The 16836-nt window shown below is 70.0% G+C and carries 12 protein-coding genes and 1 tRNA gene; 7 read left to right on the forward strand and 6 right to left on the reverse strand.

All coding sequences use genetic code 11. The features are described 5' to 3' along the window. Positions 1 to 2 precede the first annotated feature (2 nt). From eboE to ACIRF8_RS17420, 3 genes are all read left to right on the forward strand, one after another. Positions 3 to 1175: a metabolite traffic protein EboE gene (gene eboE / locus ACIRF8_RS17410; RefSeq protein WP_404215652.1), complete on the forward strand. Its 1173-nt coding sequence runs from the start codon at positions 3 to 5 to the stop codon at positions 1173 to 1175. After that, on the forward strand, positions 1172 to 2557 hold the full coding sequence (locus tag ACIRF8_RS17415; RefSeq protein WP_404215654.1) for a nucleotide pyrophosphatase/phosphodiesterase family protein: 1386 nt from the start codon (positions 1172 to 1174) through the stop codon (positions 2555 to 2557). The genes eboE and ACIRF8_RS17415 overlap by 4 nt, the downstream gene beginning before the upstream one ends. A 124-nt stretch (positions 2558 to 2681) precedes the next feature. Continuing rightward, complete coding sequence (locus tag ACIRF8_RS17420; RefSeq protein WP_404215656.1) at positions 2682 to 3869, forward strand: sugar phosphate isomerase/epimerase family protein; 1188 nt, start codon at positions 2682 to 2684, stop codon at positions 3867 to 3869. A gap of 63 nt (positions 3870 to 3932) precedes the next feature. On the opposite strand, the gene ACIRF8_RS17425 is transcribed toward ACIRF8_RS17420, so the two are convergent. The 5 genes from ACIRF8_RS17425 to ACIRF8_RS17445 all read right to left on the reverse strand — a co-directional run bounded on the left by ACIRF8_RS17425 (position 3933) and on the right by ACIRF8_RS17445 (position 11916). Next, positions 3933 to 5309, reverse strand: coding sequence for an OFA family MFS transporter (locus ACIRF8_RS17425; RefSeq protein WP_404215658.1), 1377 nt, complete (start codon positions 5307 to 5309; stop codon positions 3933 to 3935). A gap of 1 nt (position 5310) precedes the next feature. Continuing rightward, positions 5311 to 6696, reverse strand: coding sequence for an OFA family MFS transporter (locus ACIRF8_RS17430; protein ID WP_404215660.1), 1386 nt, complete (start codon positions 6694 to 6696; stop codon positions 5311 to 5313). A gap of 117 nt (positions 6697 to 6813) precedes the next feature. Beyond that, positions 6814 to 8973 (reverse strand): acetate--CoA ligase family protein, encoded by a 2160-nt coding sequence (locus tag ACIRF8_RS17435; RefSeq protein ID WP_404215662.1) that lies wholly within the window; start codon positions 8971 to 8973, stop codon positions 6814 to 6816. A gap of 3 nt (positions 8974 to 8976) precedes the next feature. After that, positions 8977 to 10206, reverse strand: a complete 1230-nt coding sequence (frc, locus tag ACIRF8_RS17440; RefSeq protein WP_404215664.1) for a formyl-CoA transferase — start codon at positions 10204 to 10206, stop codon at positions 8977 to 8979. Between the two features lie 15 nt (positions 10207 to 10221). Continuing rightward, a complete protein-coding gene (locus ACIRF8_RS17445) occupies positions 10222 to 11916 on the reverse strand; it encodes a thiamine pyrophosphate-binding protein (protein ID WP_404215666.1) in 1695 nt (564 codons plus the stop codon). A gap of 191 nt (positions 11917 to 12107) precedes the next feature. On the opposite strand from ACIRF8_RS17445, the gene sucC reads away from it, so the two are divergent. The 4 genes from sucC (at position 12108) to ACIRF8_RS17465 (ending at position 16067) form a co-directional block, all read left to right on the forward strand. Next, positions 12108 to 13247 (forward strand): ADP-forming succinate--CoA ligase subunit beta, encoded by a 1140-nt coding sequence (gene sucC / locus ACIRF8_RS17450; protein ID WP_404215668.1) that lies wholly within the window; start codon positions 12108 to 12110, stop codon positions 13245 to 13247. Positions 13248 to 13258: 11 nt separating this feature from the next. Then, on the forward strand, positions 13259 to 14143 hold the full coding sequence (gene sucD, locus ACIRF8_RS17455; RefSeq protein WP_404215670.1) for a succinate--CoA ligase subunit alpha: 885 nt from the start codon (positions 13259 to 13261) through the stop codon (positions 14141 to 14143). Between the two features lie 141 nt (positions 14144 to 14284). After that, positions 14285 to 15820: an aldehyde dehydrogenase family protein gene (locus ACIRF8_RS17460; RefSeq protein ID WP_404215672.1), complete on the forward strand. Its 1536-nt coding sequence runs from the start codon at positions 14285 to 14287 to the stop codon at positions 15818 to 15820. A 159-nt stretch (positions 15821 to 15979) separates the two neighbouring features. Continuing rightward, a tRNA-Leu gene (locus tag ACIRF8_RS17465) sits at positions 15980 to 16067 on the forward strand. A gap of 95 nt (positions 16068 to 16162) precedes the next feature. Here the strand turns inward: ACIRF8_RS17465 and ACIRF8_RS17470 are convergent. Then, on the reverse strand, positions 16163 to 16774 hold the full coding sequence (locus ACIRF8_RS17470; protein WP_404215674.1) for a TetR/AcrR family transcriptional regulator: 612 nt from the start codon (positions 16772 to 16774) through the stop codon (positions 16163 to 16165). Positions 16775 to 16836 lie beyond the last annotated feature (62 nt).

Genomic DNA, 16836 nt, shown 5'->3' on the forward strand with positions numbered 1-16836 from the left:
CCATGCGCTTCCGCCACCCCGACGGCTCCCTCGTCCATCTCGCGTACTGCACCAACGTGCACCCCGCCGAGACGCTCGACGGCGTCCTCGCCCAGCTTCGCGACCACTGCGAACCCGTCCGCAGACGCCTCGGCCGCGACCGCCTCGGCATCGGCCTGTGGCTCGCCAGGAACGCCGCCCGCACCCTCATCACCGACCCGGCCGCGCTGCGCGGCCTGCGCGCGGAACTCGACCGGCGCGGCCTCGAAGTCGTCACCCTCAACGGCTTCCCCTACGAAGGGTTCGGCGCCGAAGAGGTCAAGTACCGCGTCTACAAGCCGGACTGGGCCGACCCCGAGCGCCTCGCCCACACCAGCGACCTGGCCCGTCTCCTTGCCGCTCTGCTCCCCGCCGACGTCACCGAGGGCACCATCTCGACCCTGCCGCTCGCCTGGCGCACCGCCTACGACGACCGGCGCGCCGTCACCGCCCGCACCGCCCTCGTCACGCTCGCCGAACGCCTCGACGCCCTCGAAGAACTGAGCGGCAAGTCCCTCCGCGTCGGCCTGGAGCCCGAACCCGGCTGCACCGTCGAGACCACCGCCGACGCGATCGCCCCGCTCACCGCCGTGGCCCGCGCCGACCGCATCGGCCTGTGCCTCGACACCTGCCACCTCGCCACCTCCTTCGAGGACCCGGACACCGCGCTCGACGGCCTCGCAGCCGCCCACATCCCCGTCGTCAAATCCCAGCTCTCCGCCGCCCTGCACGCCGAACACCCCCATCTCCCCGAAGTCCGCGAAGCGCTCGCCGCCTTCGACGAACCCCGCTTCCTGCACCAGACCCGCACCGTCACCGCCGACGGCCTGCACGGCACCGACGACCTCGGCCCCGCCCTCGACGGCGCCGCCCTGCCGGACGCCACCCCCTGGCGCGCCCACTTCCACGTCCCCCTGCACGCGGCCCCCGCCGCACCGCTCACCTCCACGCTGCCCGTCCTCACCTCCACGCTGGCCCGGCTCGTCGGCGGCGCCCACCCGCTCACCCACCACCTGGAGGTCGAGACGTACACCTGGCAGGCGCTGCCCCCCGAACTGCGGCCCCGCGCCAGGACCCAGCTCGCCGACGGCATCGCCGCCGAACTCTCCCTCGCCCGCGACCTGTTGACCGACCTCGGCCTCAAGGAGCTGCCATGAAGAACACCGGCCCCACCCCGCTCCTCGTCCTGGACGTCGTCGGCCTCACCCCCCGTCTCCTCGACCACATGCCGCACCTGAAGTCGCTCGGCCAGTCCGGCTCCCGCGCGCCCCTCGGCACCGTCCTGCCCGCCGTCACCTGCGCCGCCCAGTCCACGTTCCTGACCGGCACCATGCCCTCCGAACACGGCATCGTCGCCAACGGCTGGTACTTCCGCGAACTCGGTGACGTCCTGCTGTGGCGCCAGCACAACGGCCTCGTGTCCGGCGACAAACTCTGGGACGCCGCCCGCCGCGCCCACCCCGGCTACACCGTCGCCAACATCTGCTGGTGGTACGCCATGGGCGCCGACACCGACATCACCATCACCCCCCGCCCGGTCTACTACGCCGACGGCCGCAAAGAACCCGACTGCTACACCCGGCCCCCGGCCCTGCACGACGAACTCACCGACAAACTCGGCACGTTCCCCCTCTTCCACTTCTGGGGACCGGGCGCCGACATCGTCTCCAGCCAGTGGATCATCGACGCCACCCGCCACGTCATGGCCACCCGCCACCCCGATCTCACCCTCTGCTACCTCCCTCACCTCGACTACGACCTTCAGCGCTTCGGTCCCGACGACCCCCGCGCCCACCGGGCCGCCGCCGAACTCGACAGGGCGCTCGCCCCGCTCCTCGACGACGCCAGGGCCGAAGGACGCACCGTCGTCGCCCTCTCCGAGTACGGCATCACGCGCGTCGACCGCCCCGTCGACATCAACCGGGCCCTGCGCCGCGCCGGCCTGCTCGAAGTGCACACGCAGGACGGCATGGAGTACCTCGACCCGATGACCTCACGGGCGTTCGCCGTCGCCGACCACCAGATCGCGCACATCTACGTGCGGCGCCCCGAGGACCTCGACGCCACCCGCGCCGCCCTCGCCGACCTCCCCGGCATCGAGCAACTCCTCGACGACCAGGGCAAGAAGGACCAGCACCTCGACCACCCCCGCTCCGGCGAACTCGTCGCGATCGCGGAACCCGACGCCTGGTTCACGTACTACTACTGGCTCGACGACGCCCACGCGCCCGACTTCGCGCAGCTCGTCGAGATCCACCGCAAACCCGGCTACGACCCGGTCGAACTGTTCATGGACCCCCTCGACCCGTACGTCAAGGTCAAGGCCGCGGGCGCGCTGGCCCGCAAGAAGCTCGGGATGCGCTACCGCATGGCGGTCGTGCCCCTGGACCCCTCACCTATCCGAGGCAGCCACGGCCGCCTCCCCACGAGCGACGACGACGGTCCGCTCATCATCAGCTCCACCCCCCACGCACTTCCCGGCCGAGTCCCGGCCACCCAAGTGAAATCCCTGCTCCTGGAGCTGGCCGGACTGAGCTGAGCCGAGACAGAGCTCGACCCGACCCGCTCCTGACCAGGACCAGTTACAGAGAGTGAAGCACGCGCCACTGACAACACGCCAGTGGTCCCCGCACCGTTCACCCGCACGTCGAAGAGAGGCACCTGTGACCGACTTCCAGGACACCCCCGCCGCCGACGCCCTCCGACAGCGTCTCGGCATCGACCGCCGCCGCTTCCTCAGCACCTGCACCGCCGTCGCCGCGGGTGCGATCGCCGCGCCCGTGTTCGGCGCCGCACCCTCCTTCGCCGATGCGCAGACCGGGGGTGGCGGCGGCCACGGACACGGCCACGACCACGGTGGACACGGCCGCGGCAGCGCACTCGTCCCCGCGGACAAGCGCGGCATTATCCTCTACACCGTGCGCGACGCGACGGGCCGCGACCCGCTCACCAGCGACCTGCCCTCCGGTTTCCGCGAGGTCTTCAAGGAGCTGGCCCGCTACGGATACAAGCAGGTCGAGTTCGCGGGGTACGGACAGCACGCGAACGCCCCGGGCGGCGCCAACCTCGAATCCGTCGCGGGCGCCAAGCTGCTGCGGTCCTGGCTCGACGAGTACGGCCTGCGGGCCCAGGGCAACCACGGCTTCATCCCGTCGTCGTGGCCGCTGACCCAGGCCGACACCGACACGTTCAAGAAGCACCTGGAGATAGCCAACATCCTCGGCATGGCCCACATGGGCACCGGCGGCGACCCCACCAACAGCGCGTACAAGGCGGACTGGGACGTGGCCGCCGACAAGTGGAACGCGCTGGGCGACCTCGCGCGCAAGGCCGGTATCAAGCTCTACACCCACAACCACGACGCGGCGTACGGCTTCCTGCTCGACGGCGGCCCGCTCGACGCGCAGGGACGACCGACCCGCAGCTCCGGCATCCGCAAGCTGGAGTACTTCCTCGAGGTGACCGACCCGAGGACGGTCTGGCTCGAGATGGACATCTTCTGGGCGCACGTCGCCCAGTACAAGTTCCACACCTACACCGCGCACGACGGGACACAGCAGGAGAAGGTCTTCGACCCGGCCGGGCTCGTCGCCCGCAACAACAAGCGCTACCCCCTGTTCCACGCCAAGGACGGCACGCGCAACGACACGAGCGGGGAGGGCTACGACATGGTGGCCTTCGGTGAGGGGGTCATCGACTACCGCACCTTCTTCAGCAGGGTCGGCGAGAAGAACTACCACAACCCCATGGTCGAGCAGGACAACGCACCGAGCTCCACGGACCTCGGCCAGTCACTGAAGTACGCCAAGATCGGTTACGACAATCTGGCGGCGCTGCGCAAGAGGCGCTGACCGCATGTCGCATGAGTGGGGCCCGGCCTTCACGGCCGGGCCCCACTCGGTTCGCGCCCGTACCTACTGAGCGGCGGTGTCCCGCTCCCGGCCCGGCTGGCGCAGAAGCAGGGCGACGGCCGCCGCCAGCATCGAGACCCCGCCGGCCAGCGCGTACGCCCCGTTGTAGCCCCACGCGGCGACCACCATGGAGCCCAGCCCGCCGCCGAAGAGGCCGCTGACGAGCTTGCCGCTGTAGACAAGGCCGTAGTTGGTGGCGTTGTAGTTCTCGCCGAAGTAGTCCGGGGTCAGCGCCGCGAACATCGGGTAGAAGGCGCCGCCGCCGAAGCCCGACAGGAAGGCGAAGAACAGGAACAGCCATTCGCTGCGGATGTCGCCCGCCCAGATCACGCCGAACTGGGCGAGCCCCAGGACGACGATCACGAAGACGAGGCTCTCCTTGCGGCCCAGCATGTCCGACAGCCAGCCGACGACCGCACGGCCGACCCCGTTGATGACCGCCATGACACCCATCGAGGACGCCGCGACGAGCGGGCCGAAACCGACCTCCTTGGCGAAGTCCACCTGGAAGGAGATGCCGAAGATCGACACTCCGGCCGTCAGCACGAGAGTCAGCCACATCAGCGGCAGCATCCCGGTCCTGATGGCCTCTTTCGGAGTGAACTGCCGTACCGCGGGGGGATTCTTGGCGAGGCTCCGCTCGCTCTTGCCCGAACCGCTCTTGGCCATCGGGTCGACCTCGGCCGGCCACCAGTTCTTCGGCGGGTCCCTGAAGAAGAAGGCACACACCAGGACGACGACGAGGACGTACACGCCGATCATGTCGAGCACCCGGTGGTAGTTCGATGTGTCGAAGCCGTAGTTGAAGATGAAGATGAACGGCAACGACCCATAGGCGAACCCGCCGTTGACGAAGCCGGTCCTGCCGCCTTTGCGTTCCGGAAACCACTTGCCGACCATGTTGATGCAGGTCGCGTAGACGAGGCCGGAGCCCAGGCCGCCGATGACACCGAACCCGAGGATCGCCAGCCACACGTCGTCGATATGGGACAGGGCGAGGAACCCCAGTAAGCACAGGAAGGCGCCGGTCATCGTCGCTCTCTTGGCAGTCAGGATGCCCTTCTCCCGCAGCCATCCGGCCGGGAAGGCGATGCCCGCCTGGAAGAACACCCAGACACTGAGGATCCAGAAGGTGTTCGACTGCGTCCAGCCGTGCGCACTGGACAGGGTGTCCTCCGCCGAACCGTACGCGTACTCGGAGACGCTGATGGCCATCATCGCGACCCATGGCAGATACACCATGAACTTACGGGAATGGCCGAGGATGTCGCGGTCCGTCTCGCCGACGCGATAGACGCGGCCGTTCTCGTCGGTGATCTCTCGGTATCTCGTGCCGGTGGTCCGTGCGGTGTTTCCTGCGGCGATGGGCTCCGCCGTCATATCAAGCCATCTCCTCACCGAGTGGTTGCGGGTTGGGTCGAATGCCACGGGATTTCGGCCTGCCGGGCGGCGACAGGAAGAGCGCGATGAAGCCGGCGAAGAACGAGATGCAGCCCGCCAGGACGAAGGCGCCGGAATGCCCCCACGCGCCGACGACGACAGCGCCCATGCCCGCGCCGAGGCCGGAGACGAGCTTGGAGCTGTAGACCATGCCGTAATTGGTCGCGTTGTTGTTCTCGCCGAAGTAGTCCGCGGTGAGGGCGGCGAACATCGGGAAGATGGCGCCGCCGCCGAAGCCCGACACCGCGGAGAAGGTCAGGAACAGGGGAAGGTTCTTGGCCTCGGCCGAGAAGAGGATGCCGAACTGGGCGGCGCCCAGAATGGCGCAGACCGCGAGCAGGCACTGCTTGCGGCCGTAACGGTCGGAGAGCCAGCCGATGACACCGCGCCCGCTGCCGTTCACGATCGCCTTCAGCGACATGGCCGTGGCCACGATCCCGCCGGCGAACCCCGCCTCCTCACCGATGTCCACCTGGAAGGCGATACCGAAGATGTTCACGCCGGAGGTGCACGCCAGACAGCACCACATCAGCGCGACCCGGCCGGTCCGCCACGCCTCCATGGGGGTGTACTGCTTGACGGCCGGCGGGTTCTTCGCCAGGGAACGCCGCGCGCGCGGGTCCTCCGGAGGGTTGAGCGGATCGATGGTCGCGGGCCACCAGTTCTTCGGCGGGTCCTTGAAGAAGTAACCGGCGCTCGCGACCATCGCCGCGAGCAGGACACCCACCGACAGCAGCACCCAGCGGAAGTTGGTGAGGTCCATGAAGCCGGTGAACAGGAAGACGAACGGCACCGATCCGTAGGCGAAGCCGCCGTTGACGAAGCCGGTCTTGCCGCCCCTGCGCTCCGGGTACCACTTGCCCACCATGTTGACGCAGGTGGCGTACACCATGCCCGCACCCATACCGCTGAGCATGCTGAAACCGAGGTAGGCGACGACGACATGCGGCGCGAGAGCCAGCGACAGGTACCCCATGAAGGTGCCGCAGGCGCCGATCATCATGGCCCAGCGAGCCGGCAGTCTGCCGCTCTCACGCAACCTGCCCGCGGGGAAGGCCACCGCGGCCTGGAAGAACACCCAGACGGTCATCATCCAGAAGATGTGCAGACTGTTCCAGTCGTGCGCGGTGTGCAAGGTGTCCTCGGCGGACGCGAACGCGTATTCGGCGGAGGAGATCCCCATCATGCCCACCCAGGGCAGGATCACCATCCACCTGCGCTTGCGGCCCATGATGTCGATGTCGCTCTCGCCGACCCGGTACACCCGGCCGTTGACGTCCGCCACCTCCCTGTACGGGACGGAGGCGGGTAGCTCGGTGGTTGTCATGACGGTCGCACCCCTTGCGTCGAAAGATCTGGCCAGCGCCCCCTGTCCAAATGGCTTTCGTGTGCGCACGGGACCTGGGTCGAGGCGACGCGCACCGCCGCCCGGACCCGCCTCGGATCAGGTCATGGACCGCCCCCTCAACAGGCCCGCGGCGCGCGCCCACCGGTACTTGGCGCCGAGCACCTCCACCGGCTTCTCGGTCGTGTACGGGTACGCGACCACGCCGCGCTCGAAGAGGTACTGGCACGCCTCCTCGACCTCGACGTCCCCGGCCAGCGACGCGACGACGGGCTTCTCGATGCCACGCTCGCGGAACTCCCGGACGACGCGGGCCGTTACCTCCGCAAAGACCATGGGAGGGGTGACGATGGTGTGCCAGTAGCCGAGCACGAGCGAGTGGATGCGCGGGTCCTCCAGGCCGAGGCGGATCGTCGCCTCGTACGTCGACGGCGGCTCGCCGCCCGTGATGTCGACGGGGTTGCCCGCGGCCCCGAAGGGCGGGATGAACGCCCGGAAGGCGGCGTCCAGGTCGGGCGGTATCTCCATCAGCCGCAGGCCGTTGTCCGTCACGGCGTCCGACAGGAGCACACCGGAGCCGCCCGCGCCGGTGATGACGACGATGTTGTCGCCCCGCGGGGTGGGCAGCACGGGCAGGGCCCGCGCGTACTCCAGCATGTCGTTCAGGCCCGGGGCCCGGATGACACCGGCCTGCCTGAGGATGTCGTCGTAGACGGCGTCGTCGCCGGCCAGCGCGCCCGTGTGGGACCCGGCGGCCTTCGCGCCCGCGGCCGTCCGTCCGGCCTTGAGAACGACGACGGGCTTCTTCGGCACGGTCGCCCGCGCCGCCTCCACGAAAGCACGTCCGTCCTTCAGGTCCTCCAGGTGCATGGCGATGCATTGCGTGTGGGGGTCCTCACCGAACCAGGTGAGCAGGTCGTCCTCGTCCAGGTCGGACTTGTTGCCGAGCCCCACGATCGCCGAGACGCCCGTCTTGGTGCTGCGCGCGAAGCCGAGGATGGCCATGCCGATGCCACCGGACTGCGAGGTGAGCGCCACCCCGCCCTTCACGTCGTACGGCGTGCAGAACGTGGCGCACAGGTCCTGCCACGTCGAGTAGTAGCCGTAGATGTTCGGCCCGAGCAGCCGCACGCCATAGCGCTCGCCGATGGCCACGAGCTCGTCCTGGAGGCCCTGTTCACCGGTCTCCGCGAAGCCGGACGGGATGAGCACCGCGTTAGGGATCCCCTTGCGTCCCACCTCCTCCAAGGCCGCTGCCACGAACTTGGCGGGGATCGCGAAGACCGCCACATCCACCTCACCGGGGACGTCCGTGACACTCTTGTACGCCTTGCGGCCCAGAATGTCATCGGCCCTGGGGTTCACCGGATGGATCTCTCCGGGGAAGCCGCCGTCGACAAGGTTGCGCATGACCGAGTTGCCGATCTTGCCCTGCTCGCCCGAGGCGCCGATCACGGCGACCGAGCGTGGCTCCATGAGGCGCCGCATCGAGGTGAGGATCTCCTCGCGCGTGTACGTGCGCCGAGTCCGCGGCGCCCCTTCGGCGAGGATCACCCGGATGTCGGCGGCGACCGCGGCCTCCGGTGTGGCGATGACGGGGTTGAGGTCGACCTCGGCGATCTCGGGGAAGTCCGCCACCAGGTGGGACACCCGGCGGATCTGCTCGGCCAGCGCCCAGCGGTCGACGCCGCGCGCGCCGCGCACCCCGCGCAACACCTCCGCCGCGCGGATGGAGTCGAGCATGCCGACCGCCTCGTCGGCGCTGACGGGGGCGAGCCGGAAGGTGATGTCCTTCAGGACCTCCACGAGCACGCCGCCGAGCCCGAACGCGACGATCTTGCCGAACGTCGGGTCGGTGACGGCTCCGACGATGACCTCCTGCGTGTCCGTCCCCGTGGGCAGCAGCTCCTGCACCTGCACGCCCGCGATCCGCGCGTCCGGCGCGTACGCGCGCGCGTTGTCGACGATCCGGTGGAACGCGGCCCGGATGTCGGCCGCGCCCTCCACCCCGACGACGACACCGCCCGCGTCGGTCTTGTGCAGGATGTCCGGGGAGACGATCTTCAGCACCACCGGTTTGCCGAAGCGCGCCGCCGCCGCCACCGCCTCCTCGACGTCGGTGGCCAGGGCCTCGCCGGGGACGGCGATCCCGTACGCGTCGGCGATCACCTTGCCTTCCGGCGCGGTGAGCGCCGTGCGGCCCTCGGCCCGTACCGTGTCGAGCAGCGCGCGTACCGTCAGCTCACGGTCCTCGGCCATCAATCAGATCACTCCGTTCGACTTGAGAAGAAGCAACTCCTCGTCGCCGAGCCCGAGTTCACCGACGAAGACCTCTTCGTTGTGCTGACCGAGCAGCGGGGAACTGGTGACGTCCACGGGGGAGTCGGAGAGTTTGAGCGGGGAGCCGACGGTGGTGAAGGAGCCGCGCTGCGGGTGCTCCACCTCGACGACCATCTCGTTGGCGACGAGCGAGGCGTCCTCGATGATCTCCTTGGTGGAGAGGATCGGGCCGCACGGGATGTTGTGGGCGTTGAGCCGCTCGAGCACCTCCCACTTGGGGAGCGTCGAGGACCACTCCTCGATGAGCTGGAACATCTTGTTGAGCTTGGGAAGCCGCGCCTCCGGGGTCGCCCACTCGGGGTCGCCGGCCAGTTCAGGCCGCCCGATCAGCTCGCTCAGCGGCTGCCAGCCCACCGGCTGCACGATCACGTACACGTAGTCGTTGGGGCCGCCGGGTGCGCACTTCACGGCCCAGCCGGGCTGCCCGCCGCCCGAGGCGTTCCCGGAGCGCGGCACCTCGTCGCCGAAGTCCTCGTTCGGGTACTCGGCGAGCGGGCCGTGCGCGAGGCGCTGCTGGTCGCGCAGTTTGACGCGGCACAGGTTGAGCACCGCGTGCTGCATGGCCACGTTGACACGCTGGCCGCGCCCGGTGCTCTCCCGCTGGAGCAGCGCGGCGAGGATGCCGGCCACCGCGTGGATGCCGGTACCGGAGTCGCCGATCTGGGCGCCCGTGGCGAGCGGCGGCCCGTCCTCGAAGCCGGTGGTCGACATCGAGCCGCCCATCGCCTGGGCCACGACCTCGTACGCCTTGAAGTCGGTGTACGGGCCCTCGCCGAACCCCTTGATGGAGGCGTACACGATCCGCGGGTTGATCTCCTGGATGCGGTCCCAGGTGAACCCCATGCGGTCGACGGCGCCCGGCCCGAAGTTCTCGACCATCACGTCGGAGCGGCGGATGAGCGCGGTCAGCAGCTCCTTGCCGCGCTCGGTCTTGGTGTTGAGGGTGATGCTCCGCTTGTTGCAGTTGAGCATCGTGAAGTAGAGGGAGTCGACGTCCGGGATGTCGCGCAGTTGCCTGCGCGTGATGTCACCGGTCGGCGCCTCCACTTTGACGACGTCCGCGCCGAGCCACGCGAGGAGCTGGGTGGCGGAGGGCCCCGACTGGACGTGGGTCATGTCGAGGACGCGGATGCCTTCGAGAGCCTTGGTCATGAGGGACTCACCTCACTACTTGTACATGGTCTGGTTCATGGTTCCGGGGGCGTAGGCGTCCGGATCGACCCATACGTTGATCAGGGACGGCTTGCCGGACTCGCGCGCGCGGCGCAGCGCGGGGCCGATGTCGGCGGGGTCGCGGACCTCTTCGCCGTGGCCGCCCAGCATCTGGGCGAACTTGTCGTAGTGGACGTCGCCGAGGGTGTTGCCGACGCGTTCGCGCGCGTCGCCGTACTTGGCCTTCTGGCCGTACCGGATCTGGTTCATCGAGGAGTTGTTGCCGACGATCCCGACGAAGGGCAGGTCGTAGCGGACGAGCGTCTCGAAGTCCCAGCCGGTCAGGGAGAACGCGCCGTCGCCGAAGAGGGCGACGACCTCCTTGTCGGGCCGCGCCTTCTTGGCGGCGAGGACGAAGGGGATGCCGACGCCGAGCGTGCCGAGCGGGCCCGGGTCCATCCAGTGGCCGGGCGACTTGGGCTGCACGACCTGCCCGGAGAAGGTGACGATGTCGCCGCCGTCGCCGATGTAGATCGAGTCCTCGGTGAGGAAGTCGTTGATCTCGCTGACGAGGCGGTAGGGGTGGATGGGGGAGGCGTCGGAGCGCAGGTTCGGCAGCCGCTTGTCGATCGCCGTCTGTTCGGCGGCGCGCAGCTCGTCGAGCCACTCCTTGCGCCGGGCCGCGCCACCGTTGATCCGCCCCGATGCGGCCTCGGTGACGGACTTGAGGACGAGCCCGGCGTCGCCGACGATCCCGAGGTCGATGTCGCGGTTCTTGCCGACGGTGCGGTAGTCGAGGTCGATCTGTACCACGGTGGCGTCGGGGGAGAGCCGCTTGCCGTAGCCCATCCGGAAGTCGAAGGGGGTGCCGACGATGACGATGAGGTCGGCGTTGGAGAAGGCGTAGCGGCGCGAGAGCTGGAAGTGGTGGGGGTCGCCGGGCGGCAGGGTGCCGCGGCCCGCGCCGTTCATGTAGGCGGGCACGTTCAGGGTGCGCACCAGCTCGACGGCCGACTCGGTGCCGCGTGTCGTCCACACCTGGCTGCCGAGCAGGATCGCCGGTTTCTCGGCGTGCACGAGGAGGTCGGCGAGTTTCTCGACGGCGTCCGGGTCGCCCGCGGACCTGGTGGAGGCCCGGTAGCGGCCGGCCCGCGGCACCCGCGCCTTCTCCACCGGCACCTTGGCGTCGAGCACGTCGCGCGGGATCTCCAGGAAGGAGGGGCCCGGTGCCCCGTGGTAGCACTCGCGGAACGCCATGGACACCATGTCGGCCGCGCGCGCGGTGTCCGGTACGGTCGCGGCGAACTTGGTGATCGGGGTCATCATGTCCACGTGCGGCAGATCCTGCAGAGAGCCCATCTTGTGCTGGGTGTGGGCGCCTTGGCCGCCGATGAGCAGCATCGGTGACTCGGCCCGGAACGCGTTGGCGACACCGGTCACGGCGTCGGTGGTGCCGGGCCCGGCCGTCACGACGGCGCAGCCGGGCTTGCCGGTGATGCGCGCGTAGCCGTCGGCGGCGTGCGCGGCGACCTGTTCGTGCCGTACGTCGACGACTTCGATGCCCTCGTCGACGCAGCCGTCGTAGATGTCGATGATGTGGCCGCCGCACAGGGTGTAGATGACCTCCACCCCCTCGGCTCTGAGTGCCTTGGCGACCAGATGCCCTCCGGAGATCTGTTCCTGGCCGTTGTCCGCATCGGACTGGGGCATGACGAAGTCCCGTCCCTTCGTAGGGGAATGAGAAAGAGCAGGTCGGAAGGCCTGTGAGCACGGCTCCGGCACGGCTCTCACGCGTCGTTCGTACATTGCATACAGTCGACGAATACTGTATGAACCTTGTTATCCCGCATCCGATGGGTGGTGTCCAGGGGGCGTGCGGCACTTTCGAGTCAGGAGCCGGAATGGACCTGTACGAACACCAGGCAAGGGAACTCTTCGCGGAACACGGCATCGTGGTGCCGCAAGCCGAGGTCACCGACTCCGCCGAGGAGGCCCGGGAGATCGCCCGCGGGCTCGGCGGCCGGGTCGTCGTCAAGGCACAGGTCAAGACCGGGGGCCGCGGCAAGGCGGGCGGTGTCAGGCTCGCCGCGGACCCGGCCGCCGCCGAGGCCGCGGCGCGCCGGATCCTCGGCATGGACATCAAGGGCCACACCGTGCGCACGGTGATGCTGGCCCGGCCCGTCGACATCGCCGCCGAGTTCTACGTCTCCTACGTCCTCGACCGCGCGGCCGGCACCTTCCTCGCCATCGCCTCCGCCGAGGGCGGCACGGAGATCGAGGAGGTCGCCGCGGACCGGCCCGAAGCCGTCGCCCGCATCCCCGTCGACCCCACCGAGGGCGTCACCACCGCCAAGGCCGCACAGATCGCCGAGGCGGCCGGACTTCCACCGCGGGCCGTCGACGTCCTCGTCCGGCTGTGGAACGTCCTCACGCGCGAGGACGCCGTCCTTGTCGAGGTGAACCCCCTCGTGCGTACCCCGCACGGACAGATCATCGCGCTCGACGGCAAGGTCACCCTCGACGACAACGCCCGCTTCCGGCGCGAGCGTTGGGGCGCTCAGGAGGTCACCCACGACGACCCGCTGGAGGCCGAGGCAGCCGCCAAGGGCCTCAACTACGTGAAGCTCGACGGCGAGGTCGGCGTCATCGGCAACGGTGCGGGCCTCGTCATGGCGACCCTCGACGTCGTCGCCGCCTGCGGCGCCCGCCCCGCCGACTTCCTCGACATCGGCGGCGGCGCCTCCGCCCGCACCATGGCCGACGGATTGAACGTCATCCTCTCCGACCCCGCCGTCAGATCCGTCCTCGTCAACGTCTTCGGCGGCATCACCGCTTGCGACACCGTCGCGGACGGCATCGTGCGGGCCCTCGACAGCGTACGGCTCACCAAGCCGCTCGTCGTCCGCCTCGACGGCAACAACGCCGCCCGTGGCCGCGCCGTCCTCGACGCCCGCGCCCACCCGCTGATCCGGCAGGCCGCCACGATGGACGGCGCCGCACGGCAGGCGGCGGACCTCGCCCTTGCCGCCAACCCCCTGTGAGGAGCCGGGACATGGCCATCTATCTCACCAAGGACAGCAAGGTCCTCGTCCAGGGCATGACCGGCGCCGAGGGCATGAAGCACACCCGCCGCATGATCGCCGCGGGCACCGACGTGGTCGGCGGCGTCAACCCCCGCAAAGCCGGTCGCACCGTCGACCTCGACGACCGCGCCGTCCCCGTCTTCGGCAGCGTGGAGGAAGGCATCGGGGCCACCGGCGCCGACACCACCGTCGTCTTCGTGCCGCCCGCCTTCGCCAAGGCGGCCGTCATCGAGGCCGCCGCGGCACGCATCCCGCTCGCCGTCGTCATCACCGAGGGCATCCCCGTGCACGACGCCGTCGCCTTCCACGCGTACGCCCGCCGTCGGCGCACCCGCGTCATCGGCCCCAACTGCCCCGGCCTCATCACCCCCGGCCGGTCCAACGCCGGCATCATCCCCGCCGACATCACCAAACCCGGCCGCATCGGGCTCGTCTCCAAGTCGGGCACGCTCACCTACCAACTCATGCACGAACTACGGGACATCGGCTTCTCCACCTGTGTCGGCATCGGCGGCGACCCCGTCATCGGCACCAGCCACATCGACTGCCTGGCCGCCTTCGAGGACGACCCGGAGACCGACCTCGTCGTCCTCATCGGGGAGATCGGCGGCGACGCGGAGGAGCGGGCCGCCGCGTACATCAAGGACCACGTCACCAAACCGGTCGTCGCCTACATCGCCGGGTTCACCGCGCCCGAGGGCAGGACCATGGGGCACGCGGGTGCCATCGTCTCCGGTTCGTCCGGCACGGCGCGGGCCAAGAGGAAGGCCCTGGAGGCCGCCGGGGTGCGCGTCGGAGCCACGCCGACGGAGACGGCACGCCTCGTCCTCGACCGGCTCGCGCAAGGACAGTGACGCGTCTCATAGGCGCCAAGTGGCCGTCCTCGTACGGCCTGGGCATACGGGAGGCGCCGCGTGGGCACCTCCCGTCCACAGCACGAAACAGCCATGACTCAGCCCCGCCCCGACTGTGCACCGTGAGCGGAGATCCCCGAAATGGCAACCACCCTCAAAGCAGGCACCTCCTGGGACGACGCGTGGCAGCGCTGCCTCGCCGTCGCTCCCGAGGCCTTCCACGACGACCGCGTCCTCAACCTCTGGAACGGTGGATGGCGCGCCGACGGCCGCGCCCTGCCCGCCACCACCCCCGTCGACGGCAGCCCCATCGCCGGCCCGCCCCGCCTCGACGCGGCCACCGCCCACCAGGCCGTCCGCGCCTCCCTCGACCAGCACCGCGCCTGGCGGCACATTCCCCTCGCCGAACGGCGCGCCCGCGTCGCCGCCACCCTCGACGCGCTCACCCACCACCGCGACCTGCTCGCCCTGCTCCTCGTCTGGGAGATCGGCAAGCCGTGGCGGCTCGCCCGGGCCGACGTGGACCGCGCCATCGACGGCGTGCGCTGGTACGTCGACGGCATCGACACCATGCTCGGTGGGCGCACGCCGCTGGCCGGACCGGTCTCGAACATCGCGAGCTGGAACTATCCGATGAGCGTGCTCGTTCACGCCATGCTGGTCCAAGCACTGGCAGGGAACGCGGTCATCGCCAAGGCCCCGACCGACGGCGGCGTCTCCTGCCTCACCCTGGCGTGTGCCCTCGCCGCCCGCGAGGGCATCCCCGTCACGCTCGTCAGCGGCAGCGGCGGCCAGTTGTCCCAGGCGCTGGTGCGGGCGCCCGAGATCGGCTGCGTCTCCTTCGTCGGCGGGCGCGACACCGGCGCCTCCGTCGCCACGGACGTCGCCGACCTCGGCAAGCGGCACATTCTCGAACAGGAAGGACTCAACACCTGGGGCATCTGGAACCACACGGACTGGGACAAGCTCACCGCGACCCTCCCCAAGCTCTTCGACTACGGGAAGCAGCGCTGCACCGCCTACCCGCGCTTCGTCGTGCAGCGTGACGCCTTCGACGCGTTCCTCGCCGCGTACCTCCCGGCGGTACGCACCCTGCGCGTCGGCCACCCCCTCGCGGTCGCCGCCCCCGAGGACCCCTACCCGGAGCTGGACTTCGGCCCGCTCATCAACGCGGCGAAGGCCAAGGAGCTGACCGATCAGGTCGCCGAGGCCATCGACCGCGGGGCCGTCCCGCTGTACCGCTCCGCCCCCGACCCGGACCGCTTCCTGCCGGGCCAGGACACGAGCGCCTACGTCCAGCCGGTGACGCTCCTGAACCCGCCCCCGTCGTCACCCCTGCACCACGCCGAACCCTTCGGCCCGGTCGACACGATCGTCCTGGTCGACACCGAGGCGGAACTGCTCGCCGCCATGAACGCCTCGAACGGCGCCCTGGTCGCCACCCTCTCCACCGACGACACCGCGACGTACGAGCGCCTGGCCCCGCAGATCCGCGCCTTCAAGGTCGGCCACGGCAAGCCGCGCTCGCGCGGTGACCGGGACGAGTTGTTCGGCGGGTTCGGCGCGTCCTGGCGCGGCGCGTTCGTCGGCGGCGAGCTGTTGATCAGGGCCGTCACCGAGGGCCCGGCGGGGGAGCGGCTGCCCGGCAACTTCCCGGAGTACCACCTGATGCCGTGACCGCGTCGCGGTGACCGGCCCGTCACTCCTGGTGAGGCGCCAAAGCCGCAGCTCAGGCCGGTGATGCGGGCACCGGATACGCAGGTGAAAGCCACTCCGAAACCTTGGTATTGTTGTCCATGTCGCCGCGGGGAACACCCCGCGAACGGCAGACACCTTGTCCGGGTGGCGGAATGGCAGACGCGCTAGCTTGAGGTGCTAGTGCCCTTTATCGGGCGTGGGGGTTCAAGTCCCCCCTCGGACACCACTGAGATCCCCAGGTCACCTCGCTGACCTGGGGATCTTTGCGTGCTGGAGGAGCGGACCCGACGGTCGGGGGACGGCTCCTGCGGGAACCCTCGCTCAGGCCGGTCGCAGCGCGTCGATCACCAGGTGCAGCAACCGTTCCGTCCGCTCCGGGCAGTTGCTCGCCGTGGTGGAGAGGAACACCCCGAGAAGCATCATCGTGACCTCCTCGGCCTCCACGTCCGTGCGCAGCGTGCCCGCCTCGGCCCCCGCGTCGAGGATCAGCGCGATGGCCGCGGTGAGCCGTTCGCGGGTGGCCGGTGTCGCGATGCTGCCCGAGGCCCAACCCGCGCGCAGGGTGTCGGACATGCCGCGCTTGGTCGCGAGGAACCCGGCGTACCGGTCGACCCAGGCGTGCAGCGCGGCCTCGGGCGCCAGGTCGGCGAGCAGCGCCGGTGCGCTGGTGACGACGGCGTCGAGCTCGGCGGCGTAGAGGGCTTCGACGAGGGCTTCGCGGGTGGGGAAGTGGCGGTAGAGCGTGCCGATCCCGACTCCGGCCTCGCGGGCGACGGCCTCGAGGGGGGCGGCGCCGTCCGTCGCGGCGAAGGCGGTGCGGGCGGCGGCGAGCAGCTTCTCCCGGTTGCGCCGGGCGTCGGCCCGGGCCGGGCGCGCGGCTCCTGCCGGGGGCTGGTGCGCGGGATCGGGGCGGGCGGATGCGGACGCGGTCAAAGCGGAGGCCCTCCGTTCAAGGTACGGTCGCAATAACGGAGTCCCTCCGTTTACCTCATCGT

The organism is Streptomyces sp. NPDC102406, assembly GCF_044765725.1.
Taxonomy (GTDB): domain Bacteria; phylum Actinomycetota; class Actinomycetes; order Streptomycetales; family Streptomycetaceae; genus Streptomyces.